The 25,605-nt window shown below is 42.9% G+C and carries 22 protein-coding genes; 19 read left to right on the plus strand and 3 right to left on the minus strand.

The window, feature by feature from the left end; all coding sequences use genetic code 11:
- Nucleotides 1-113 precede the first annotated feature (113 nt).
- The 10 genes from H8S51_RS05005 (at nucleotide 114) to H8S51_RS05050 (ending at nucleotide 9,229) form a co-directional block, all read left to right on the plus strand.
- Nucleotides 114-296, plus strand: a complete 183-nt coding sequence (locus H8S51_RS05005; protein WP_117921521.1) for an aminotransferase class-III — start codon at nucleotides 114-116, stop codon at nucleotides 294-296.
- Between the two features lie 215 nt (nucleotides 297-511).
- Nucleotides 512-823 (plus strand): hypothetical protein, encoded by a 312-nt coding sequence (locus H8S51_RS05010; RefSeq protein WP_186900264.1) that lies wholly within the window; start codon nucleotides 512-514, stop codon nucleotides 821-823.
- An 83-nt stretch (nucleotides 824-906) separates the two neighbouring features.
- Nucleotides 907-1,941 (plus strand): V0D/AC39 family V-type ATPase subunit, encoded by a 1,035-nt coding sequence (locus H8S51_RS05015; protein ID WP_186900263.1) that lies wholly within the window; start codon nucleotides 907-909, stop codon nucleotides 1,939-1,941.
- A gap of 17 nt (nucleotides 1,942-1,958) precedes the next feature.
- Nucleotides 1,959-3,896 (plus strand): V-type ATP synthase subunit I, encoded by a 1,938-nt coding sequence (locus H8S51_RS05020; RefSeq protein WP_241070906.1) that lies wholly within the window; start codon nucleotides 1,959-1,961, stop codon nucleotides 3,894-3,896.
- 13 nt (nucleotides 3,897-3,909) lie between these two features.
- Complete coding sequence (locus H8S51_RS05025; protein WP_186900262.1) at nucleotides 3,910-4,323, plus strand: ATP synthase subunit C; 414 nt, start codon at nucleotides 3,910-3,912, stop codon at nucleotides 4,321-4,323.
- A gap of 27 nt (nucleotides 4,324-4,350) precedes the next feature.
- Nucleotides 4,351-4,659, plus strand: a complete 309-nt coding sequence (locus tag H8S51_RS05030; protein ID WP_117921512.1) for a V-type ATP synthase subunit F — start codon at nucleotides 4,351-4,353, stop codon at nucleotides 4,657-4,659.
- A gap of 15 nt (nucleotides 4,660-4,674) precedes the next feature.
- Nucleotides 4,675-5,241, plus strand: a complete 567-nt coding sequence (locus tag H8S51_RS05035; RefSeq protein WP_186900261.1) for a V-type ATP synthase subunit E — start codon at nucleotides 4,675-4,677, stop codon at nucleotides 5,239-5,241.
- Between the two features lie 89 nt (nucleotides 5,242-5,330).
- Nucleotides 5,331-7,097, plus strand: coding sequence for a V-type ATP synthase subunit A (locus H8S51_RS05040; protein WP_186900260.1), 1,767 nt, complete (start codon nucleotides 5,331-5,333; stop codon nucleotides 7,095-7,097).
- Between the two features lie 79 nt (nucleotides 7,098-7,176).
- Nucleotides 7,177-8,562 carry a V-type ATP synthase subunit B gene (locus tag H8S51_RS05045; RefSeq protein WP_186900259.1) on the plus strand — a complete coding sequence of 462 codons (1,386 nt, stop codon included), beginning with the start codon at nucleotides 7,177-7,179 and terminating at the stop codon, nucleotides 8,560-8,562.
- Nucleotides 8,563-8,602: 40 nt separating this feature from the next.
- A complete protein-coding gene (locus H8S51_RS05050) occupies nucleotides 8,603-9,229 on the plus strand; it encodes a V-type ATP synthase subunit D (RefSeq protein ID WP_117921504.1) in 627 nt (208 codons plus the stop codon).
- 117 nt (nucleotides 9,230-9,346) lie between these two features.
- Here H8S51_RS05050 and H8S51_RS05055 read toward each other — a convergent pair whose 3' ends face one another.
- Nucleotides 9,347-10,582 (minus strand): EAL and HDOD domain-containing protein, encoded by a 1,236-nt coding sequence (locus tag H8S51_RS05055; RefSeq protein WP_117921502.1) that lies wholly within the window; start codon nucleotides 10,580-10,582, stop codon nucleotides 9,347-9,349.
- Between the two features lie 241 nt (nucleotides 10,583-10,823).
- Between H8S51_RS05055 and pap the strand changes: the two genes are divergently transcribed.
- The 4 genes from pap (at nucleotide 10,824) to H8S51_RS05075 (ending at nucleotide 15,216) form a co-directional block, all read left to right on the plus strand.
- Nucleotides 10,824-12,296 (plus strand): polyphosphate:AMP phosphotransferase, encoded by a 1,473-nt coding sequence (pap, locus tag H8S51_RS05060; RefSeq protein WP_186900258.1) that lies wholly within the window; start codon nucleotides 10,824-10,826, stop codon nucleotides 12,294-12,296.
- A 100-nt stretch (nucleotides 12,297-12,396) separates the two neighbouring features.
- Nucleotides 12,397-12,852: a signal peptidase II gene (locus tag H8S51_RS05065; RefSeq protein WP_117921498.1), complete on the plus strand. Its 456-nt coding sequence runs from the start codon at nucleotides 12,397-12,399 to the stop codon at nucleotides 12,850-12,852.
- Nucleotides 12,849-13,349 carry a phosphatase PAP2 family protein gene (locus H8S51_RS05070; protein ID WP_117921496.1) on the plus strand — a complete coding sequence of 167 codons (501 nt, stop codon included), beginning with the start codon at nucleotides 12,849-12,851 and terminating at the stop codon, nucleotides 13,347-13,349. Before H8S51_RS05065 ends, H8S51_RS05070 begins: the two co-directional genes overlap by 4 nt.
- A gap of 94 nt (nucleotides 13,350-13,443) precedes the next feature.
- The gene (locus H8S51_RS05075; protein ID WP_241070907.1) at nucleotides 13,444-15,216 is read left to right on the plus strand and encodes a GGDEF and EAL domain-containing protein; all 1,773 of its coding nucleotides are present in this window, start codon (nucleotides 13,444-13,446) and stop codon (nucleotides 15,214-15,216) included.
- Nucleotides 15,217-15,239: 23 nt separating this feature from the next.
- On the opposite strand, the gene H8S51_RS05080 is transcribed toward H8S51_RS05075, so the two are convergent.
- A complete protein-coding gene (locus tag H8S51_RS05080; protein ID WP_186900257.1) occupies nucleotides 15,240-16,139 on the minus strand; it encodes an AraC family transcriptional regulator in 900 nt (299 codons plus the stop codon).
- A gap of 185 nt (nucleotides 16,140-16,324) precedes the next feature.
- On the opposite strand from H8S51_RS05080, the gene H8S51_RS05085 reads away from it, so the two are divergent.
- From H8S51_RS05085 to H8S51_RS05100, 4 genes are all read left to right on the plus strand, one after another.
- On the plus strand, nucleotides 16,325-18,577 hold the full coding sequence (locus tag H8S51_RS05085) for a glycogen/starch/alpha-glucan phosphorylase (RefSeq protein ID WP_186900256.1): 2,253 nt from the start codon (nucleotides 16,325-16,327) through the stop codon (nucleotides 18,575-18,577).
- 1,698 nt (nucleotides 18,578-20,275) lie between these two features.
- On the plus strand, nucleotides 20,276-20,617 hold the full coding sequence (locus H8S51_RS05090; protein ID WP_118210048.1) for a PadR family transcriptional regulator: 342 nt from the start codon (nucleotides 20,276-20,278) through the stop codon (nucleotides 20,615-20,617).
- Nucleotides 20,618-20,706: 89 nt separating this feature from the next.
- Nucleotides 20,707-22,020: a permease prefix domain 1-containing protein gene (locus tag H8S51_RS05095; protein ID WP_241070908.1), complete on the plus strand. Its 1,314-nt coding sequence runs from the start codon at nucleotides 20,707-20,709 to the stop codon at nucleotides 22,018-22,020.
- A 47-nt stretch (nucleotides 22,021-22,067) separates the two neighbouring features.
- Complete coding sequence (locus tag H8S51_RS05100; protein ID WP_186900627.1) at nucleotides 22,068-23,096, plus strand: dipeptidase; 1,029 nt, start codon at nucleotides 22,068-22,070, stop codon at nucleotides 23,094-23,096.
- Nucleotides 23,097-23,238: 142 nt separating this feature from the next.
- Here the strand turns inward: H8S51_RS05100 and H8S51_RS05105 are convergent, their stop codons facing one another.
- On the minus strand, nucleotides 23,239-24,258 hold the full coding sequence (locus H8S51_RS05105; RefSeq protein WP_118210045.1) for a sugar kinase: 1,020 nt from the start codon (nucleotides 24,256-24,258) through the stop codon (nucleotides 23,239-23,241).
- Between the two features lie 282 nt (nucleotides 24,259-24,540).
- Here H8S51_RS05105 and H8S51_RS05110 point away from each other — a divergent pair, with 282 nt between their 5' ends.
- Nucleotides 24,541-25,566: a sugar kinase gene (locus H8S51_RS05110; RefSeq protein WP_117922657.1), complete on the plus strand. Its 1,026-nt coding sequence runs from the start codon at nucleotides 24,541-24,543 to the stop codon at nucleotides 25,564-25,566.
- The last annotated feature ends 39 nt before the right edge of the window (nucleotides 25,567-25,605 follow it).

A 25,605-nucleotide genomic window follows, 5' to 3' on the forward strand; every position in this document is an offset into this window, starting at 1 on the left:
TTATGTCATAGGTGCGTGCACAGCATATAGTTATACTTATGGCGAAGGATTTGCCGTATGTCGGCAGATCAGAGAAGGCAGTATAGAATAAGAGCAGGAGATGGAGAAGCGTTATGAGCAGAGAGCAGCTTTTGGAACTCGAAGACATGAAGAGGGGACTTTTAGTACAGGCATATCGAATGAAACAGGAGTGCCCGCATATGTCACCAGTGGGATTAGAGCATGAAATGTATGCGGCTATTATGGCTGAGGTAAGGGATATTACAGCCAGAATACAAAGGTCTGCAGAAGCATAGCGGAGAAAAAGTAAATATTGTATACAAGAAGATCAGCCGGTGTAGCGATACATTGACTGGTCTTTTTTGTATTATAAAAAAGCATCTGACATTTATATTGACTGAAAAAACAACCGAAATAATGCCTTGCTATCAGATTAAGAAACGAATATAATTAATATATCAGTAATTTTTGGGAAACGTAATAGACAACAGAAAGGTTACAGGGGTTTTTCATGAATGAGATCATTACGAAGCTTGATGAGATCGAAAAGAAGGCAGAGTCTATTCTGACGGATGTAGCTGCGGAAAAAGAAATGATGTTAAAACAGTTAGAATTTGATAAACGAGAGATGGACAGGCAATATGCTTCCATGAGACAAAAACAGGAAGAAGAGATAAAACAGCAGCTTTTATCGGAGTCTAAGACAAAACTTTTGGGGCAGAAAGAACATTACGAAGCCAAAATGAGACAGTTGGAAGAGGAATTTCTGCAGAAAAAGGAGACTCTTGCAGAGAAAATTTTTGAAAGTATTATAAGCTCCTGATGTTATGCGCGGTGATAGCTTGAGAAAATGCAGGTAGCAATGCTGATAGCAATGCTGATAGCATGGCGAAATGGGGGAAGATAATGGCAGGAGGATTGTTAGAGTACAGCGGTCTGGTGACAAAGACCAAAGCAATGCGTGCAAGACTGCTTGAGGCGGATGATTATGCGGTAGTTTCGGAATATGAATCTGTGACAGATTTTATTGCTTTTTTGCGGGAACAGCCTGCATATGCACCGGTATTTGAGCGGCACGGGGAAGTGGCACACCGTGGTCAGGCAGAAGCGGTGATAAGGGATTCACTGTATATGGATTACTGCAAGTTATATCGGTTTTCCGGTGTGCAGCCAAGAAGTGCATTGCAGTTTGTATTTTCACGCTATCAGGTCAATGTGATTAAAAACTGTCTGCAGTCTGCGATGGAAGGAAACGGACGTGAGCTTACCTTAAGCGGAGGTTTTTTTGAACGGCATGCAGATTTTGATTTAAGAGCAGTGATGGCGGCATGCAGTGTGCAGGAGCTGATACGGGCGGTGGCTGGAACGGAATATGAAGCTCTGTTAAGGGAATTAGAGACGGAAACAGGACAAAACTACACGGATTATGCATTTGCACTTGATATTTATTACTATAAGAAAATATGGAAAGAAATCGCAAAGGTTTCCGACAAAGAAACGAGGCAGATCTTAGAACAGATTTTCGGAACAGAGATCGACTGGCAGAATCTGATGTGGATGTACCGGGCAAAGCGGTTTTATTCGATGGGAGAGGCGGATATGAAAAAGCACCGGATACCGGTAAGCTACCGTTTAAAGCCTGCGGAGACAAACAGACTTTTAGAAACAGAATCGGCAGAGCAATTTGTGGAATTTGTCCGGCAGACTGCATATTTTCGTGGAAAACAGGCAGTGCTTGAGCCGGAGGATGAACTGACGTGGGAGCGGGTCATGATAAAGACATATGAGAAAATATGTAAAAAGCATCCAATGTCTGTGGCACCGGTTCTGCGTTATCTGTATGAGAAAGAGCATGAGATCGATCGCCTGACGACGGCACTTGAGGGAATCCGTTACCACATACCGCCGTATGAGATACGGAATCTTATTTTTGCAATGTAAAGGATGGAGGGGTGCAAGTGGTAGAGAAAATGAAACTGCTTCATATTACCGGACCGAAAAATGATATCGACCGTGTAATGGAGCAGTATCTGAGCAGATATGAGATACATTTTGAAAATGCCACATCCGGATTTGGCATATCCGGTCATGTGAGACCGTTTGCCGAGACGAATATCTACAAGGATGCCTGTACAAAAGCACAGGCATTGTGGGAGCATATCAAAGATAAGCCGGGTGGGACAGCAGATTATGCCGTACCGGTAAAAATGGAACCTGCAGAAGCAGAGAAAGTAGTGGAAGCCGCGTACCGTCTGACCGACGAGATCGTAAAACGTCAGGAAGAAGTGCGGAAGGAACGCATGGAGAATCAGAGTCTGATGGATCAGATTTCACCATTTCGAAGACTTGATTATGAATTTAAAAAAATTCTGGAATTTCAGTTTATCGCATTCCGTTTTGGAAGGATCGCAAGAGAACATTATCAGAAACTCGAACGTTATATCCATGATACTGATCATGTACTGTTTTATGAATGTGACAGCGATGAGGCATATGTGTGGGGCGGCTATTTTGTGCCGAGAGTCTACGCAAAAGAAGTAGATGCAGTGTGCCTGTCATTTCATTTTGAGCGTATCTATATACCGGATTCTTTTGATGGAACACCGGAAAGTGCTTATCAGGAGGCATTGCAGAAAAAACAGGCATATGATGAGGAAGAGCAGAAGCTGAAAAAACAGCTTCATGATATGTTAGAAAAACATGCCGGGAAAATTGCAGGTGCATGTGCTGCATTAGAACATTACTGTAATAATTTTGATGTGCGTAAATTTGCGGTCTGTACAACACCGGGAAGAAAACCGGGAGAACAGACAGAATATTATATTTTATATGGCTGGATGAGTGCGGAAGATGCCGTGAAATTAGAAAAAGAGACAGTGGAAGATCCAAAGATCCATGTGATGGAGGAGGATGTGGAAGATCATATGTCCGTCAGTCCACCGACAAAATTAAAGAATCCGGCATTGTTTAAGCCGTTTGAAATGTTTGTGGAAATGTACGGACTCCCGGCATATCAGGAAATGGACCCGACGATATTTATTGCCCTTACTTATACGCTGATGTTCGGTATTATGTTCGGGGATGTCGGGCAGGGACTATGTCTTTTGATCGGAGGGTTTGTTTTTTATAAGATAAAACATATGAATCTTGGAGCAATCCTTTCGTTAGCAGGCATCTGGTCTACCGTATTTGGATTTATGTATGGCAGCGTGTTTGGATTTGAGGAAATACTAAAACCTGTGTGGATGCGTCCGATGGATAATATCATGACAACGCTTATGTTGGCGATCGGCTTTGGAATGTTTTTGATCCTGGTTGCGATGGTTTTAAATATCATCAATGCAGTGCGTGCAAAGGATCTGGGGCGCATTTTATTCAGTCCGAGCGGAATTGCAGGAATGATATGTTATGGCTGTGTAGTCCTTTGTATTGTATTGTACGTGATGGGCAGACCGGTTCCGGCGACTGGTATTCTTGGTGTCCTGATCGGGGTGCCGCTCATCGCAATTCTTTTGAAGGAACCGCTTACGAATCTGATCGAGCGAAAGAAGAAGTTGTTTCCGGAAGGAGAGAGCAAGGCAATGTTTTTTGTCGAATCTCTTGTGGAATTGTTTGACGTGGTATTAAGTTATGCAACAAACAGTATATCCTTTGTCCGTGTTGGCGCATTTGCGTTAAGCCATGCGGGAATGATGGGCGTAGTACTGACACTTGCCGGATATGAGAGCGGTTCGCCAAACTGGATCGTTGTGGTACTTGGAAATATTGTCGTGACAGGACTGGAAGGACTTGTCGTAGGGATTCAGGTATTAAGGCTTGAATATTATGAGATGTTCAGCAGATTTTATCAGGGAACAGGAAAACCATTTGTGGCTTTTTCCGGAAAACGAAAATAGGAGGAGAAAAGATATGGCAGCAAAAATAACACTGGTGGCAATTTTAATTTTCAGTATGGTGATCCCTTTTTTGGGATGCTATCTTGGACAAAAGAAAGAGAAAAGTTTTAAAGCGTCCCTTGCGGTAAATCTGGTATTGTTTTTTGGAACGGTTGTGGTGGCAGACATGCTGCTCTTTAGCGGACATATTTATGCGGCATCGGATACGGCAGCTTCTGCAGCGGAGGGCTGGAGATATATGGCAGCAGCACTGTCGACAGGACTTTCCTGTATCGGTGCAGGTGTTGCAGTTGCAAGTGCAGCTTCCGCAGCAATCGGAGCATTGAGCGAGGATTCCGGTATTATGGGTAAAGCACTCATTTTCGTTGCACTGGCAGAATCTATTGCGCTGTATGGTCTTTTGATCTCATTTTCCATTCTGGGATAAAAGAGACGGAAAGGATGGCGGATTTCCATGAGGATGTATTTGATCAGCGACAATATAGACACATATACGGGGATGCGGCTTTCCGGTGTTGAGGGAGTGGTCGTACATGAGAGAGAAGAATTAGAAGAGGCACTTACCTTTGTGACGGGACAGGCAGATATAGGCATTGTATTGCTGACAGAAAAGTTAGGCAGGGATTTTCCGGAACTGGTGAGCGATCTGAAATTAAACCGGAGAACGCCTTTGTTTGTGGAGATCCCGGACCGGCACGGAAGTGGCAGAAGCAAGAATTTTATTACGGATTATGTTAGTCAGGCGATCGGACTGAAGCTGTAAACGGGGGATGGATGCATGGAGATCAATGAAAAACTGGAAGTTTTTTATGGCGCGGCGATCGGTGCTGCAAACAGTCAGAGTGCGGCGATATTAGGCGAGCAGAAAAATATTTATCAGTCGGCGATGGAAGAACATGAACAGTCATGCCGTGCTGCACTTGAAAGCTCAAGACGTATTTTCTTAGAAAAACAGAAAAAAGAAGTAAACCGTCAGGCTGCGGAGCAGATGATGACCTGGAAAAAAGATTACCAGGCACGAAGAGAGCAGAAAACCAGAGAATTATTTGAAATAGTAACAAAGAAGCTCGCATCATACCGGCAGACAGACGGATATGAGACATTTTTACTTGCCCAGATTAAGAAGGCAGAAGAATTTGCACAGGGTGAGGAAATGATAATTTTTATCAGTTCCTCGGATCGGGAAAGGCAGACAGTGCTGCAGGAAAAGAGTGGGTGTAAGGTAGAGATTGCCGAGGATGAATTTTCCGGTGGCATACGGGCTGTCATTCCGTCAAAGAACGTTCTGATCGATGAATCGTTTGCGGAGAGAATGAGACGCGCACAGGAAACCTGCTGGATATGATATGAGTTGTCTTAGGGCAGAGACTGATTTGCAGGAATATTTTGCAGCAATAGGCTGCCTGAAAACGGATAGTAGTGAGAGGATCAGACATGGGTATAACAGGAAAGATATATGGGATTAACGGACCGGTTATCACGATACAGGGAAATCTCGGTTATAAAATGAATGAGATGGTATATGTCGGAGAGAAACATTTAGTCGGGGAAGTGATCCGGCTGACGAAAGAGAAAACGACGATTCAGGTGTATGAGGAGACTTCCGGGTTAAAGCCGGGGGAAAAAGTTATCGGTGCCGGCAGTGCCATCAGTGTAAAATTAGCTCCTGGAATCTTAAATAATATCTTTGACGGTATTGAACGTCCATTGCAGAAGATTGCAGAAAAAAGCGGGGCATTTATCCCGACAGGTGCGCAGGCGGATGCGTTGGACAGAGAGAAACTCTGGGAGACGCACATCACGGTACAGGCTGGTGATCAGGTAAAAGAAGGTTCTGTTATTGCAGAGGTACCGGAGACAAAGTCGATCGTACATCGTGTGATGCTTCCGCCCGGAGTATCCGGGACGGTAACAACTGTAAAACCGGATGGAAAATATACGATCTGTGAAGGGATCGTTACGATACAGACGGAGGATGGCAGTACAAGAGAACTTACCATGACACAGGAGTGGCCGATCCGTAAACCGCGCCCGGTATCAGACAGGTATCCGGCAGACAGACCGCTTGTGACGGGACAGCGTATCTTAGATACACTTTTTCCTATCGCAAAGGGCGGTACAGCGGCATTGCCGGGAGGATTTGGAACAGGAAAGACCATGACACAGCATCAGCTTGCAAAATGGTGTGATGCAGATATTATCATTTATATCGGCTGCGGGGAACGTGGAAACGAGATGACCAACGTTTTAGAGGAATTTGGTGAGTTAAACGATCCAAAGACCGGCAACCTTCTGATGGATCGTACCACACTGATCGCAAATACTTCCAACATGCCGGTAGCAGCACGTGAGGCAAGTATTTATACCGGCATTACACTGGCAGAATATTATCGTGATATGGGATATCATGTGGCGATCATGGCAGATTCCACATCGCGCTGGGCAGAGGCACTGCGTGAGCTTTCGGGCAGACTTGAGGAGATGCCGGCAGAGGAAGGTTTCCCGGCATATTTAGCATCAAGGCTTTCTGCATTTTACGAGCGTGCCGGATATGTGAAAAATCTAAACGGTTCGGATGGAAGTGTGACGATCATTGGAGCAGTCTCCCCACAGGGAGGCGATTTTTCGGAACCGGTCACACAGAATACCAAGCGGTTTGTCCGCTGTTTCCTTGCGCTTGATAAATCACTTGCCTATGCGAGACATTATCCTGCGATCAACTGGCTGACCAGTTATTCCGAATATATTCCGGATCTGACAGCATGGTATGAAACAAATGTCGGACCGACATTTGTACAGTGCCGGAATGAGATCTTAAATCTGCTTACCATGGAAAATCGTCTGAATGAGATCGTAAAGCTGATCGGAAGTGATGTGCTCCCGGATGACCAGAAGCTGGTGCTTGAGATCGCACGTGTGATCCGGCTTGGATTCCTGCAGCAGAACGCATTCCATAAGGAAGATACCTATGTGCCGATGGAAAAACAGCTTCGCATGATGGAGATCATCCTTCATCTGTATGACCGGTGCAAAGCCTTGATCGACCGGAATATGCCGATGGCGCTTCTACGCGAAAGTGATATATTTGAGAAGATCATATCCATTAAATATGATGTGGCAAATGACAAGTTAGAACAGCTGAATCTGTATGATGACAGAATTGAAGAATTTTATCAGCATCTGATGGCAGAAAACGCATAAAAGGCGGCTGACTACGCATAAATTTTGTTTGCACACGAACTTAAGATGCGCTGAGGGCAGTGCAGGAATGGAGATTAGTATGGCGATTGAGTATCTGGGATTAAGTGAGATCAATGGACCGTTAGTTGCTGTGGAAGGCGTAAAAGGTGCTTTCTATGATGAGATCGTGGAATTGGTCGTGGATGGAAAACAGAAAAAATTAGGGCGCATTGCAGAGATCAATGATGATTATGCAGTCGTTCAGGTATTTGAGAGCACGGAGGAAATGTCTCTTTTAAATACGCATGCAAGGTTAACCGGCAGACCACTTTGTGTGGGATTATCAGAGGAGATCTTAGGAAGGACGTTTAACGGCTTAGGACAGCCGGTTGATGGGCTTGGGGCAGTACGTGCCGAGGTTGTACGCGACGTGAACGGTCAGCCGATGAACCCGTGCAGCAGGGAATATCCAAGAAACTATATCAGAACCGGTATCTCTGCGATCGATGGTCTTACAACACTGATCCGTGGACAGAAGCTTCCTATCTTTTCAGGTAACGGTCTGCCGCATGACGAGCTTGCAGCCCAGATCGTAGAGCAGGCAAGTTTAGGAGACGGGGAAAATGAGGATGAGCCGTTTGCAGTCGTGTTTGCGGCAATGGGCGTAAAATATGACGTGGCGGAATATTTTAAACGGCGTTTTGCAGAATGTGGTGTAAGTGATCATGTTGCAATGTTTTTAAATCTTTCCAATGATCCGGTCGCAGAGCGTCTGATCACGCCGAAGGTGGCTCTGACTGCTGCTGAATATCTTGCGTTTGAAAAAAATATGCATATTCTTGTAATACTGACGGATATGACATCGTTTGCGGAGGCAATGCGTGAGGTATCGGCACAGAAAGGTGAGATCCCAAGCCGGAAAGGATATCCAGGTTATCTCTACAGTGAATTTGCAGCTCTATATGAGAGAGCCGGAATCGTAAAAGGATCGGCCGGTTCTGTGACACAGATCCCGATTCTGACAATGCCAAATGATGATATCACGCATCCGATCCCGGATCTTACCGGTTATATCACCGAGGGTCAGATCGTACTTGAAAGATCACTTCACCAGAAAAATATTTATCCGCCGATCAATGTGCTGCCGTCTTTGTCGCGTCTGATGAAAGACGGCATTGGTGAAAAATACACGAGAGAGGATCATCAGGATCTTGCCAATCAGCTCTTTTCATCCTATGCCCGTGTCGGCGAGGCGAGAGATCTTGCAAGTGTTATCGGTGAGGATGAACTTTCCGATACCGATAAACAGTATTTAAAGTTTGGTACAGCTTTCGAAAAAGAATTTATCGGGCAGGGAAAAGATGAGAACCGTTCAATGGCAGAGACACTTGATATCGGATGGAGACTGCTTCATATTCTGCCACGCGGAGAGTTAGACCGTATTGATACAAAGATCCTTGAAAAGTACTGGGACAGGGAAGAATAATTCTGTTCACCGCAAATTTTTTTACAGGGAGGGATGACGCATGGATCCGAATACGTTTCCGACGAAAGGAAACCTCATACTGGCAAAAAATGCGCTTGCATTATCCAGACAGGGATTCGATCTGATGGATAAAAAAAGAAATATCTTGATCCGGGAATTGATGGAATTAATTACGGAAGCGTCGGATATCCAGAGTCAGATCGATGAGACATTTTCCAATGCCTATCAGGCATTGCAGAAAGCCAATATCCAGATGGGAATCCATCAGGTAGAACAGATCGCAAAGGCAGTTCCGGTGGAAAATTCCATCCGTATCAAGCGCCGCAGTGTCATGGGTACGGAGATTCCAAAGGTAGAGTATGAAAAAAACAAGCAGACCCCTGCGTATTCTTTTTATCATACAAGAATGTCGTTAGATGAGGCATGTCAGCAGTTTGAAAAGGTAAAAGAGCTTACCATCCGCCTTGCAGAGGTTGAAAATTCTGCCTACCGTCTTGCATATAATATAAAAAAAACACAGAAGCGTGCAAATGCGCTATCGAATATTACGATTCCGAAATATGAAAAATTGTCGCGTGAAATACAGGAGTATCTGGAAGAAAAAGAGAGGGAAGAATTCACAAGACAGAAAGTTGTAAAGAAAAACCGGATAAAGAATGAAAAATAAAAAAACATGGGTGCCAAAATCTGGATTTTGAATTTATGATTGTGCAATTTGACAGTCTTTAAGTTATGAACCAGATTTTGCACCCATATTTTTATAAGAAGCGAAATGCCTGGCGCATCAGCTCCGGTAGGTATCGGAAAACAGCTCGCGGTACCATTTCAGGGCATCAATATAGGCATCATATACGGTCTGTGTATCGAGATTTTCTAAGATCATAAGTCTTGAAACTTCAGACCAGTTGCCAGCCTCGTACTGTTTGATAAAATATAACGGTTCTGCAAAAATGCCGCTTTGCCGGATGAGTGCATCTTCAATGTCATGCGAAACCTTGACAAGGGATAGTGCTTCCTCCATTGGTTTGTCGAGGATAATATCAAGCACGGAGAAGAGTCCGGTTAAGAACAGTTCGGAAGCCTTTCCGCCAAGTTCAAATGCAGGAGCGAGATTTTCGGCAAATTTTGCACGTAACAGGGATAAACGCGTGATCTCGTTTGGCTTGTCAGAGCACAACTGATTGACAACGGCTGTGTTGATCCAGCGTTTCAACTCTTTCTGTCCGAGCATGGCAGCCGCGTGCCGGATAGAAGTAATCTCCGAGTTGACAGCCATATGATTGACCATACGAAGAAGTGAGATGACAAGCGCAGTGTCATGAGCGATAATGTCTGCTGCTTTTGTCAGGTCAAAGTCTTCTGTATTGACCAGATTCATAAGTTCAATGTAATTGATCTTTAATGGAGCTACCTTGTGTGTTCCTTTTGTGACAGGCAGTCTGTAAAAACTTCCCTCATAAAGGCAGCAGCTCTTATCCTGACGGATCGCATCGAAGGTCTCTGTATCTGTTATGTTTGAAGCACAGAGTCTGATATCCGGATAAACCTGATTAAAGTAAATACGGGCTTTACTGATATCGATCTGTTCACAGTCTAACATGACATAATCCATCAGTGTGAGCAGATCATGATAAGCCTCATAGCTTGATACAGGAAGTTTACGGATGGCAAAACGGTATCCCATCTCTTTGAGCGCTTTTACACGGTCAATATACATTGGTGTGCATGGAATATTTCCTTTTAGCAGTAATACGAAAAATTCGTGTGGCAGACCGCATTGTGCAGGAATATCGGAAAAGATCGATATTTCATTGACCGGAACAAAAATCTCTTTTGCAGGGGAAAGTGTTTCAAGCCCCATATTTAAGATCAGTTCGAACCCTTCAATCTGGGCGGCACCGTCATTGCTTCCGCTTCCTAAAAGATTTGGGTGAAGCAGGAAATTCGCTTTCTGCGTATATAGAGAATATGCGCTGACTTTTATGTTTTCATCAAATAGGGGTATTAATGTAACCAGCATAGGCGTTCTCCTTATAGCATGGATTCCTGTTGGAAAAACCATACAAAACTTTAATATTTATCTATCTTTACTATACTATAAATCTGTGAAAAAAGACACATTTTTTTACAATTAATAAACAGAAAACATATTTTTTGAAAAAATATGAAAATGCTTGATATTTCAGAATGAATGTGAAAAACTAAAGAAAGAAGAACTGGATGAACGTGAAAATAAAACATGAAAGAATGGAGGGTTTTGCATGTTAAAACAATGGGAAAAACCAGAGCGTCCGTCGGATGAGAAATTAGAGGGGCGGCTTAAGGATGCACGGATGAAATTACAGGAGCAGCAGCTTAAGGTAAAAGAACACGGACTGCCGGTACTTGTACTGGTCGAAGGCTGGGGAACCGCAGGCAAAGGTTCTCTGATCGGTCAGATCATCAAAAATATCGATCCGCGATTTTTTAAGGTAGAATCAATGTCAGCACCGACGGAGGAGGAAAAAAGAAAGCCGTTTTTGTACCGTCATTTTGTGAAGATTCCGGAAAACGGCAAGTTCAGTTTCTTAGATTCCGGCTGGATGGACGAGATCATGAAAGAAAGACTGCACGAAAAGATCAGCGATGAGGCATATGCGCACCGTATTGAGAGTGTCAAGCGGTTCGAACGTCAGCTGACAGACAACGGTTATCTTGTTGTGAAATTATTTTTGCAGGTTTCCAAATCTGAGCAGGAAAAACGTATAGAGCATCTGTCGAAGGAGAAGGATACCAGATGGCGTGTCAGTAAAAATGACCGTTGGCAGAATGATCACTATGAAAAATGCTCAGATGCATTTGATTCCTATTTAAAGGAAACGAATCTGCCGTCGGCACCGTGGTATATCATTGATGCAGAGTCAAAAAAATGGACAGAGCTGCAGGCACTTGAGATTCTGACAGAGGGAATTGATGTGGCACTTGCCAATAATGCGATGGCAGTACCGATCTTACAGAATGTATTTTCCATGAAAAAAATGCCGTTATTATCTGAGATTCCACTGGATAAGACGATGGAAGAAGATGCGTACAAAAAAGAGCTGAAACAATTACAGCACAGATTAGGAGAACTTCATAACCGTCTGTACCGTAAAAAGGTTCCGGTTATCATTGCATACGAGGGATGGGATGCGGCAGGAAAGGGTGGCAATATTAAACGGATCACAGGCGCATTGGACCCAAGAGGCTATGAAGTACATCCGATCGCAAGTCCGGAGCCGCACGAGAAAGCGAGACATTATCTCTGGCGTTTCTGGACAAGGCTGCCAAAGACAGGGCATATTGCGATCTTTGACCGTACCTGGTATGGCAGAGTCATGGTAGAACGCCTTGAGGGATTCTGCAGTGAAAATGACTGGAAACGTGCTTACAACGAGATCAATGAGTTTGAAAAAGAGCTGCACGACTGGGGCGCTGTCATCATCAAGTTCTGGGTGCAGATCGATAAGGATACGCAGTTGGAACGTTTCAATGAGCGGCAGAATACACCGCAGAAGCAGTGGAAGATCACAGATGAGGACTGGCGCAACCGTGAAAAATGGGATCAGTATGAAGATGCGGTCAATGAAATGATCCAGAAAACAAGTACCACGTATGCGCCGTGGCATATTTTAGAGTCGGTAGACAAGCGGTATGCAAGGATCAAGGCACTTAAGATCGTGATCGAAGAGTTGGAAAAGGCGCTTGGAAAGTGATAAACAAAGTATCGTTTTGTACTTTCCTTTTTGAGACGAAAGCATTATAATAAGAAGAAATACAACAGACACAACAGATTGTTTAGAAATGGAGATTTGCATGCCATATATATTACTAGCAGGGATTGTATTTGGTTCTGATTTGTGGATCAAGCACCATATGGATAAAAAATATGCCAGATATGTGGTGCATCCGAGGCGGCGGAATAAGATTCTGATCGAAAAATATTATAACCGCGGGGCTGCACTTAATTTCCTGGCAAAAAAGCCCCGTGTAATGCGCACGCTGCATACGGTGATCATGTTTTTTGTCGGAGTTTTATATTATTTCCTGCTTCGTATGCCGGGGCACCGTCTGAGCAAGACAGGTGCATCTTTACTTGTCGGTGGAGGGCTAAATAATCTGCTGGACCGTTATACCAGAGGGTATGTGGTTGATTATGTGAAGTTTAATTTTGGACCGAAGTGGCTGCGTGGGATCATATTTAATATCTCAGATTTCTGTATTTTTATCGGTGCATTTTTATCGGTTGTGGGAAGTGAGGTCTCATCATGACGCAGCAGACTTACCGGAAGATGATGGGGTACTTTTTACAGGATAAAAAAAAAATCTGCCGGATCGTCTGGGCAAACAGGATTTTTACAGGGATCGTTTTTTTCAGTTATCCGCTTTATCTGCTGTATTTGTTTTTTTTAGGAGATACTTTCCTGCTGCAGGCGGTACTGGTACCGGCGGTTTCATTTGTGGTAGTGTCGGTGTCACGTAAGATTATCAATGAACCGCGACCTTATGAAAAATACGGCATTCCGCCGGTGTTAGACAAGGATACCAGTGGAAAATCGTTTCCGAGCCGTCATGTGTTTTCTGTATTTGTGATTGCTGTTACGGTATTTGTAAAGAATCCGGTGGCAGGTTGTATACTTGCAGTGACAGGGATTCTGATCGCAGTGATCCGGGTAATCGGGGGTGTTCATACGGTACTCGATGTCGCAGCAGGCGCAGCAGTGGGGATTGTAAGCGGTGTACTTGGATATTATCTGCTTCCGTATTAGCGATAGTAAACGAATATTACCATATATTTTTGGAAAAATAAAAACAACGAACTGTAAATGAAAATTTTTTGGATTTGCAGAAATGGAGAAGAAGATGGACACGATGATGAATAGTTTTTCAAGAGAACAGATGGAATATATCGTGGAATTGTTTAATCCGTGTATGGACGATTATCTGTATGTGTTTGATCTGCAGAAAGATTTTTATAAGATCTCAAAACATGCGACAGATCGTTTCCTTTTACCGGGAGAAACTTTTGACAATGCAGCAAAAGAGCATCATACATTTGTGTACACAGAGGATCAGCCGCGTCTGGATGAAGAGTTTAACCGTATTATGAAAGGGGAGATTGTTTTTCATAATATGCATTACCGGTGGTTAGACCGTGAGGGGCATCCAGTCTGGATCAACTGCAGGGGGCGTGTGTTAAATGACGCTGACGGAAGACCACATTTTCTGGTTGGATGTATCAATGAGATCGGTCAGAAACAAAAGGCAGACAATGTCAGCGGACTGCTTGGTGAATCGAGCCTTTCGGCTTATGTGGAGCAGTTTGGGGACGGACTGCCGGATGGATTTTTCCTTCGTATTGGCATTGATGATTTTCGGGATATCAATGGTGACTTCGGAATGGAGTATGGCGATTATATCTTAAAAAGTACGGCAGATTGTATCAGCGCTAACATCAAACCGGGGCAGAAGCTGTACCGTGTATTAGCAGATGAGTTCATGGTTGTTGATTTTTCTGGTGGTGATATGGAAGCAGCAACGGAACTCTATAAAGCAATCCGGAAGAGTCTTGACGTATTTATTGAGGAAAATGGATATAAATCTGTATTTACCATATCTGCGGGGGCTGTCGATACAGCAAAGACATCCGGAACATACAAAAATATCATGAAATTGTCCGAGTATGCTCTTAACACTGCCAAAGATCTGGGAAAGAACCGCTGTTATATATTTATGAAGGAAGATTATGACAGTTTTCTACGGAAGAAACAGATCACACGCCAGCTTCATCATGCAGTAAATCATGGATTTGAGGGATTTGAGACTTATTATCAGCCAATCGTGGACACAAAGACACGCCGGCTGGTCGGTGCAGAGGCACTGATGCGTTTTTCCATGCCGGAAAAAATTCAGGCGGGAGAGTCTGAAAAAGAAGTGGTATGTGTAAAGGAAGATGAAAACGGGGCAAAAGATACAGTCCGCTGGGAGCGTATCTCTCCGGTAGAATTTATTCCGCTACTGGAGGAAACCGGTCTGATCATTCCGGCAGGAAAATGGATGCTTCATCAGGCAATCTCAACCTGCAGCAGATGGCAGAAATATATTCCTGATTTCAGGATCAATATCAATCTGTCCTATGTGCAGGTCATGAAAAGCCGTGTTCTGACAGAGATACTGACAGCACTGCGTCTTTACGGACTTGAACCGTCCGCAGTAGGAATTGAGCTGACAGAAAGTGGTTATCTGGATTCTAATACACATTTCAAAAAACTGTGGGATGGATTAAAGAAAAACGGTGTACTTGTAATTTTAGATGATTTTGGAACAGGATATTCCAATCTTCACTGTCTTGGTGATCTAAGACCGAATTATATCAAGATCGACCGTTCCTTTACATTAAAAGCATTAAATAACCAGTACGAACACGATCTGATGACACAGATCATCACGATGACGCACAAACTTGGGCTGACGCTCTGTGTTGAGGGAATTGAGACAGAGAGTGAGTTTAAAAAGATATCAGAGTTAGATCCGGATTATATCCAGGGATTCTTATTCGGCAGACCACAGCCGGCAGAAGAATTCTATGAGAATCTGATTGGGCCGGCGGTGGCTGCTGCTCATCTTACTGCGTGATCGGACATGACAGGATCTTAGGCTTATGGATGAACCGTATCTGGCGACTGCCGCCTGCGGTATTCGCGGGGGGTCTGTCCGAAGCGTTTCTTAAAAATACGGTTAAAATAAGAAAGATTTTCAAAACCGACTTCCGATGCGATCGCAAGGATTGAAGAGTCGGAGGAGATCAAAAGTCTTGATGCCATGGTGAGCCTGTATTCGTTGAGATAATCGACGAAAGAGGTTCCCATGGTATTTTTAAAATATTTCATAAAATGGGACTGGCTTAAGTCCACTTCGTTTGCGATATCTTCGATCGTGATCTTTTCCATATAATTGTTTTCTACATATTTTAGGATCAGCTTCATTTTTTCTAAAGACTTGCTGCGGTCTTTGCCGGAAAGTTCTTTTGTGCTGCACTTATGAAACAAAGTATAAAACAGCAGAAAAAGCTGTCCTTTGATAAAAAGCTGATAACCGGACGGATAAGTTTTGCATATCTCATCATTTGCATCGATACAGGCAGAAATCTCCCCATAATGCGGACTGTCCGGTGTATACAAAAGCGGCAGGGAGACATTGCCGGAGATCAGCGGAACTAAAAAATCCGTATTACAGGTATCCGTTTTCTTGGAGATCAGCATGTTTGGGTGAAAAATGATATTTTCGTACTCCATGGATTCAGACTCAAACTGCCCGATCGAGTGAAGCTGTCCCGGAAGAATCAGGGCAATGTCTCCTGCAGTTACCATGTGCTGGGCGAAATCGACCGTGATCGTGCCTTTTCCTTTTTTTATATAGATAATTTCCATCTCATCGTGCCAGTGCATCGGCACATACCCGAAATCTAACGGAATTGAGCAGAGATATGTGATATAAGGAAATAAAGGATCGCCATGTGAAATTTTTTCCTGGTAGTTTTCATATTCTAAAATATTCATGATGATAGGATTGTACCACTTTTTGAGTCAATATTACAAGAAAAAAGTGAGTATGGAAACTATAATAACATCATAAACAATGATTTTGCGAAAAAAAGCGAAATCAGGACAACAGGAACAAGCATAAACATTAAAATTGGGGAACATAATGAAAACAGCGCAGGGGCGCTGGAATGGAGGAAAAAATGAAATTACAGGAAATCGTATCAAACAGATGTGGCAAAGAAATTTCACAGTGCACAAATGAGGAACTTTACTATGCACTGCTTGAGATGACAAAAGGAATGGCTAAGGAAAAAGAAAGCAATCAGGGAAAACGTAAATTATATTACATTTCCGCTGAGTTCCTGATCGGTAAATTATTATCCAACAACCTGATCAACCTTGGTATTTACGAGGATGTGAAAAAACTTTTAGCAGATAACGGCAAGAGCCTTGCAGAGATCGAGGAGGTTGAGCCGGAGCCGTCATTAGGAAACGGCGGACTTGGACGTCTTGCAGCATGCTTCCTTGATTCTATCGCAAGCCTTGGTTTAAACGGTGACGGTGTTGGTTTAAATTACCATTACGGATTGTTCAAACAGGTTTTCAAAAACAACCTGCAGAATGAGACACCAAACCCATGGATTGAAAAAGAAAGCTGGCTGACAAAAACAGACGTTACTTACCCGATTCAGTTTGGCGGTTTTACGTTACAGTCCAGATTATATGATATCGATGTGATCGGTTATGAGAACCGTACCACAAAACTTCATCTGTTCGATGTTGAGACAGTGGATGAGAGTTTGGTTGGAGACGGCATCGATTTTGACAAAGAGGATATTGCAAAGAATTTAACATTATTCTTATATCCGGATGATTCCGATGATAAGGGAAGAATCCTTCGTGTATACCAGCAGTACTTCATGGTCAGCAACGCAGCGCGCCTGATCATTGATGAGACACTTGCAAGAGGCGGAGATCTTCACAAATTAAATGAGTATGCAGTGATCCAGATCAACGATACACACCCAAGTATGGTAATTCCTGAGATGATCCGTCTGTTGATGGAGCGTGGAATCTTAATGGATGAAGCAATCGATATCGTATCTAAGACATGTGCTTACACAAACCACACCATTTTAGCAGAAGCACTTGAAAAATGGCCGATTCATTTCTTAGAGAAAGCGGTTCCGCAGTTACTGCCGATCATTTACGAATTAAACAGCCGTGTTGTAAAGAAATATGATGACAAATCCGTAGCGATCATCGATGATGAGAAACGTGTTCATATGGCACATATGGATATTCATTACGGATACAGTGTTAACGGTGTTGCTTACCTGCACACAGAGATCTTAAAGAATACAGAGTTAAATAACTTCTACAAGATTTATCCGGAGAAGTTCAATAATAAGACAAACGGTATCACATTCCGCCGCTGGTTATTACACTGCGATCCGGAGATGACCGAATTTATCACATCCTTAATCGGACCTGGATTTAAGAAAAATGCAGAAGAGTTAGAGAAACTCGGCGCATATGTAAATGACGAAGAAGTATTAAAGAAACTTCTTGCAGTAAAAGGTACAAGAAAGACAGAGTTAAAGAATTATCTTGCGAAAACACAGGGCATCGAGTTAGATGACAACTCTATCTACGATATCCAGATCAAGAGATTACATGAGTACAAGAGACAGCAGATGAATGCTCTTTATGTGATCCATAAATATTTCGAGATCAAGGCGGGAAAGAAACCGGCACGTCCGATCACTGTTATTTTTGGTGCAAAAGCTGCTCCGGCATATATCATTGCAAAGGATATCATCCATCTGATCCTCTGCTTACAGGAACTGATCGCAAATGATCCGGAAGTCGCACCATACTTAAAAGTAGTGATGGTAGAAAACTACAACGTAACATTAGCTGAGAAACTGATCCCGGCAGCAGATATCCATGAGCAGATCTCTTTAGCTTCCAAAGAGGCAAGTGGAACATCCAACATGAAATTCATGTTAAACGGTGCCGTTGCAATCGGAACCATGGATGGAGCAAACGTTGAAATGCATCAGTTCGTTGGTGATGACAACATTTATATCTTCGGTGAGTCTTCTGAGGAAGTTATCAGACACTACGAGAAAGCAGATTACGTTTCAAGAAGCTACTATGAGAATGATGCGAACATCAAACGTGCGATCGATTTCATCGTAAGTGACCAGATGAAAGCAGTCGGATGTGCAGAGAACTTAGAGCGCCTTTACAACGAGCTGTTAAACAAAGACTGGTTCATGACTCTTCCGGATTTTGAAGAGTATGTTGCAACCAAAGAGCGTATCTACGCAGATTACGAAGACCGTATGACATGGGCTAAGAAAATGCTTGTCAACATCAGCAAGGCAGGATTCTTCTCATCAGACCGTACCATTGCACAGTACAATGAGGATATCTGGCATCTGTAAGATGCCATGCATCTGTAAAATGCCATGCATCTCGTAAGATGCCATGCATCTTGTAAAATGCCATGCATCTTGTAAAATCTTGTAAGCGATTATGTGGCTTGCAGAGCAGCAGTTAATTCACAATATTTAAATTACAAATTCTTCCTAATTGGGAACCGCAAAACTTAGAATGGTTTTGTGGTTCCTTTTTTGCTTTATAGAACGCGTTATCTGATAAATATTGGTTTGCGGGTGACATGAGTTTCCTCGTGTAGGGTAGTTCTGGGAGGTTACGATTGGCAAATTGCATCAAGCCGGGACTGTTTTGTTCCGTTGTACGAAAATAAGGCAAGTCTAAGTCAGCCTGATTTAATGTTTCTCGGAGTGACGTGTGCGTCTTAAACGCCCCGTCCGGGGGCATTAAGACTTGTGCTGCCGTCCGTGGCAGCACAACACTGTGTTACGAACAGGCAGACTAAGATTGCCTAATTTTCTCCCAAAGTCACAAAACGAATCCCGGCTTGATGCGATTTGCCAGCCACTAAGTTGTGAACCACCCTTCGCTGGAAAACTCATTTTACAACCTTGGGGGCGTAAATTTTTAGTGTTTTGTGTCTGAATCTGATTAAAAAAGATTTCCAAATAACTATATTCAATGGTTTATTATTTGTTTGACAACACTGGCAAAAACCTCGATATATACCACTATGCCCATATTTATTGCCATACACATTTGAAAAAATATTCTGCGTTATTAATCTGGCAATTTACGAAAAATTTCATGTAATACAATGCAGCAGCTGAAAATTTTGGAAAGTCATCAGGCTGAATATTAATGATACAGCATATTAGGATTTTAAGCATATTTTCATTCGTGCGAATATCAAAAATCCACACCTACGCCCCCAATTTTGAGATGAACCGCCCACCCAAATGGTGTTCATAATCTGGAGGCTGGCATCTTGCGCAAAGCCTGAGCTGATTTTGTGACTTTGGGAGAAAATTAGAAAATCTATCTCAATCTGATAATGGTCAGATTGAGATTGTGTGTCTGTAGATACACAGTGATGTTCTGCCACGGATGGCAGAACAAGGCTTCACGAGCCACGGATGGCTCGTTGAACGCCGGTCACGTCACTCCGAGAAAATCTAACTCAGACACACTTAGACTTTTCTTATTTTCGTACAATGGAACCAAAATTAACTCCGGCTTTGCGCAAGATGCCACTCACAGACCTGCGACACACCATTGGGACGGGCGATTTATTTCATAAACAAACCAGCATTTAACCGGATAGCAGAGTTCCTTTTATTTTGTGATTGAATAATGCGGCTTCTTGTAGTATACTATAAAAATAGTTCTGATAACTCAGTAATTCTATGCCACATCAGCAGCAAGTTTCACAAAACAAAAATATGTAGGAATGGCTTGAAGATGTTTTTGTATATTTTATGATCAAAAGTATTTTCAGGATAATGCCGAAAGTGAAGGGGATGCAGTATTTATTCTTACAAACAAATATGTAAGATCAAAAAATGAGAAAAAACTTGACATATATATAGACAGACTATATAGTTTAGATATATAGATAGACTATATAACAAGGAGGAAAATCCTCTCCTCGTCAAGGGACTCGGATTTTGCTTCGCAAAACAAGGAGGAAAATCCTCTGCTCGCCAAAGGGCTCGCATTTTCCTTCGGAAAACAAGGAGGATTTTATGTTAAACAAATCATTGATTCAGGGTAGTCTTTCCATGCTGATCTTACGGCTTTTAGACGAGAAAGACATGTATGGTTACGAAATGATCGAAACATTAAGGAAAAGATCGGAAAATGTATTTGAATTAAAAGCGGGATCTCTTTATCCGCTTTTGCATGCCTTAGAGGCAAACAATCTTGTTACGGTCTATGAGGATGATGCAAGTGGGAAAATGCGCAAATATTATCACATTACCGGAGAAGGAAAACGTATTTTAAAAGAGAAAAAAGACGAATGGAATACGTATGCCGCAGCAGTTACAAATGTATTGTCATGTAAAGCCATGGAAATGTGTATTTGAAAAAATGAAATGGCATCAGGCAGTGAAATGTGTAAAAAATGCAGGGATGAAAAAAGCAAACATGGCAGAAAGAGCCGGGAGGGAATACATTGACAGATTACAAAGAATATATGAAGACTCTGGAAGAACAGATTCAAAATAAGCGTGCCAGAGCGCTTGTGTCAGAAGAAATAAACGGGCATATAGAAGAACAGGCACAAGGTTATGAGGAAGAAGGAATGAGCAGGGAAGATGCAAAAAGAGAGGCAGTGCGGCAGATGGGAGATCCGGTGGAAACAGGATGTGCATTAAACCGTATCCACAGACCGGCATTTCCATGGAAACTTTTTGTGCTGGCGATCTTTTTAACGGCGGCATCTATACTCATGTCAGTTGTTATTTTCGGAAAAACAGAAGGTGGGGCATCACAGGCAGAACAGCTTGGATCATTGCTTGTGATAAATGGTGTCAGCTTCGCAATGATCTTTCTGGTGATGTATGTCGATTATACATGGCTGTTTTTACATATCCGTGCGGTTGCTGTCTGTTATCTGATCTGCCTGTGTCTGGTATGGTCAGGTGGTGTTATTGGAAATTATCAGACCGCACTTTTTGCGTGTTACAGTATGCAGGTATTACTGCCGGTTATTTTTGCAGGAATCATTTACCAGTATCGTGGGAAAGAATTTGCTGGTATCCTGAAAGCAGTGGGATGGATCTTTGTACCATTTCTGGTATTGCTTCTTATGGCAACACCGATGAGTACAGCGGCGGTTTTGGAAAATGCAGTGGTCTGTCTGTTCTTGCTTGTGGCAGCGGTACTTCATGGGATATTTGGAAATAAGAAGAAACGGTATCTGGTAAAACTGGCAGGTCTTGCGTTCGGGCTTTTGGGAGCAGGAGTGCTTTTATATCATCATTTTTTCACAAATGGTTATGTGAAGGCAAGACTTGAACATATGGGGCAATTTGGTTTCCAAAACAGAATGATAAAGAGTGCGGCTGCAGAATACAGCCTGTTTGGAAACAGGACGCTGCTGATGCAGGGGCATGCACAGGACGGCGAATATTTACTTGGAAATATCTTCTGTTATTTTGGAATCATAGCAGGTGTGCTGGTTATAGCAGCCTTTGTGTGGTTTTTACTTCAGGCATTCAGACAGTCACTGATGCAGAGCAACCGGATGGGATTTTTGCTCGGAATGGCATGCAGTATTGCATTGATCGTGCGTGTGCTGGTCATTTATGTTGCAATGAATTTTGGATATGCCGTGATCTATACGGTGGCAGTTCCGTTTTTTTCCACAAATCTGATGATGGCAGTAGTCAATGGAATTTATGTCGGGTTGTTATTTTGTGTGCTGCGGAATAAAATGATATTAAAAGAACCGTGCATTGAAAGAAAAAATACGGCGGTTTTATAAGCCTGGCAGGTTTACAGGGGCAGATTTGCAGAAAGGATTCATCGGATATGAATTATATCGACATGCATTGTGATACGCTTGTAAAAGCAGTGGAACAGAAAAAAGAGACGGCAAAAAAACTGGAACATACGATGGTGGATGCAGAAAGGCTGCACCGGTGTGGCACAAAAGCACAGTTTTTTGCCATGTTTTTACAGCAGAAAAAAGAAGAAAACTGGAGTGATCCGGGACATGATCCAGACGACTGCCGGTCAGAAAAGAGAAAGATAAGTCTTTGGTATAACGGGGCAGAGATCGAAAAGCAGATGCAGGATATGTATGCAGTATATCAGAATACGATGGAAAATTGTGCAGATATCATTGCGCCGGCATGCACCTATGAGGATCTGCAGCGCAACTGGCAGCAGAAAAAAGTATCAGCCTTTCTGACGGTGGAAAACGGATGCGTTGTGGATGGAAAAATGGAGCGCTTAGAGCAGCTTTATCAGATGGGAGTACGGCTTATCACGCTGACCTGGAATGATGATAACTGTTTCGGACATCCGCATGCGAAAGATGCAGGAAGGATGCAGCTTGGACTGACGCCGTTTGGGAAGGAAGCTGTCACATATATGACAGAACGTGGAATCCTTGTGGATGTTTCCCATTTATCGGATGGCGGATTTTATGATGTGGCAGAGCTTGTGAAGGGACCGTTTGTGGCATCGCATTCAAACTGCAGGGAACTCGCTCCTGCAACGAGAAATCTGACGGATGATATGATACGGATATTGGCAGAGCATGGCGGTGTGTGTGGACTTAATTTTTATCCACCGTTTTTAAATACAGATCCTGTGGATAAAGTAAGCAGGATCGAAAGAATGTGTGAACATGTGAAACATCTGGTCAATGTTGGCGGGATTGAATGTGTGGGCATTGGTACGGATTTTGACGGGATTGAGGGAAATCTTGAGATTGCTGACTGCATGGAGATGGAAAAATTATTTGATGCACTGCAGAAAAAAGGATTTTGTGAGGATGACATAGAAAGAATCGCGTACAAAAATGTGGAACGTGTGATCCGTGAAGTGATGTAAAAACTATTATTGTGAAAAAGAGCAGCCAGGTACCAATATAATGGAATGAAAATATAAAGACCGGAATACCCATAAAAATTGGATATGGATATTCCGGTTCTTTCTATCTGCTGCATGCTCAAAGCAGCAGGCGGTATATTTATTACCGGTTCATCTCAGAATGATAACCTGTATTTTTGTGTTCTGCGATAATGCTGTCGATCTCTTCAAGGTCGGTCGTTATCATATCACCGATGACACTGTGCTTGATGGCTGCCATGGCATTGCCGTATTCTAAGGCTTTACGGCAGTCCTTATGTTTTAAGTAGCCATAGAGGGCACCGGAAACATAGGCATCACCGCTTCCGATACGGTCGACTACGTCGATATTGTTGTAGGGTTCCTCGCGGTAGTAGGCATCATCTTTCGCAGAATAAATAATGGAAGTAAAGTTATGCTTCTTTGGCGTGATGACGGTGCGCTCTGTGGATGCAACCACGGAGATCGGGTACTGCTCGCAGAAAGACTTCTGGATTTCTTCGATCGAGCCTGTTTTGCCAAAGGTCAGGCGGGCGGTATCTTCAGAACAGAAAAAGATATCTACAAAGGGAAGAATCTGTTCGATGCAGGCTCTTGCCTCCTCACCAGTCCAGAGATTGGCACGGTAGTTGACATCAAAAGAGATCAAAGTGCCCTGCTCTTTGAATTTGCGGATACACTCGATGGCAAACTTCTGTGCTTTGCCGCCAAGACCTAAAGTGATACCGCTGGTGTGGAACAGGCGTGTGTTATAAAACATGGTTTCCGGTACATCTTTAATATCGATGTTGTTGATGGAAGAATGTTTTCTGTCATAGACAACACGCGGTTTACGTGGATAGGAACCATATTCGTAATAATAGACACCGATACGGCTGTCGTCTGCTGTATCGGAGATCAGATAATTTTCACTGACACGGGATGCGTTCATCTGGTTTTTGATGAATGCGGCGAGCAGGTTATTTGGAATCTTAGAGATCATTGCCGTCTTTAAGCCAAGCTGTCCGATCTCGGAGGCAATATTTAACTCGGCACCTCCTAAATGCTTCATTAAAGTATCGCCCTGTGCGAGACGTCCGTTGATCGGAGTGGAAAGACGAAGCAGAATCTCTCCTAATGTGATGACATCATATTTACGGTCCATGGAAAAACCTCCTTAAAAAATATATCATAACAGTTTCAAAATATGAAACCAAGTTCTACAATATGAACCAATACATATGCATTATATAACACATCTCAAAAATAAAAAAGAGAAAGTTGCAAATATTTCACAACTTTTTTGGATAAAAATAACAGAACCTATAAAAATTGCATTAAAGTAAAAACATGTTTGACATTCTATTTTTCAGTGCTATAATAAAAATATAAATTATGAAACAACGTTTCACTATGTGAAACATTTTATTTTAGGAGGATTTAAATCATGGCAAAGAAAGTCGTTACATTTGGTGAGATCATGCTTCGTCTGGCACCAGAAGGATATTATCGTTTCGTACAGGCTACATCCTACGGCGCAACATACGGCGGTGGAGAGGCTAACGTTGCAGTTTCTTTAGCAAACTACGGTTTGGATGCAAGCTTTGTTACAAAGCTCCCGACACATGAGATCGGACAGGCTGGTGTGAATGCATTAAGACAGTATGGTGTTGATACATCTGATATCGTTCGTGGTGGTGACCGTGTTGGTATCTACTTCTTAGAGAAAGGCGCAAGCCAGAGACCATCTAAAGTTGTTTATGACCGTGCAGGTTCTTCCATTGCAACAGCTACAACAGCTGATTTTGACTGGGATAAGATTTTTGACGGTGCAGACTGGTTCCACTTTACAGGAATCACACCGGCACTTGGCGATAATGTTGCAGCAATCTGTTTAGAGGCATGTAAAGCTGCAAAAGCAAAAGGAATCACTGTAAGCTGTGATTTAAATTACCGTAATAAATTATGGTCCAAAGAAAAAGCAGGCCAGGTTATGGGCGAGCTTTGCAAATATGTAGATGTATGTATCTCCAATGAGGAAGATGCAAACGACGTATTCGGTATCAAGTCTGAGGGTACAGAGGTAACTGCAGGCGAGTTAAATAAAGAAGGATACAAAGAGGTTGCACAGAAATTAACAGACCGTTTCGGTTTCAAGAAAGTTGCGATCACATTAAGAACATCTATCTCTGCAAACGACAACCGCTGGGCAGCAATGCTCTATGAGGATGGACAGAGCTACTTCTCCAAAGAGTACTTAATGCACATCGTTGACCGTGTTGGTGGAGGAGATTCCTTCGGTGGCGGATTAATTTACGCTTGTTTAAATGATTATGATCCACAGGCTACCATTGAGTTCGCAGTAGCAGCAAGCTGTCTGAAACATTCTGTAGAAGGTGACTTCAACATGGTAAGCGTTGATGAAGTTAAGAAATTAGCTGGCGGAGATGCTTCCGGACGTGTTCAGAGATAATAAGATTACGACAAGATCATTTTGTTAATTCCTTTCCCT

This window comes from Roseburia rectibacter (assembly GCF_014287515.2).
In the GTDB taxonomy this organism is placed as follows: domain Bacteria; phylum Bacillota; class Clostridia; order Lachnospirales; family Lachnospiraceae; genus Roseburia; species Roseburia rectibacter.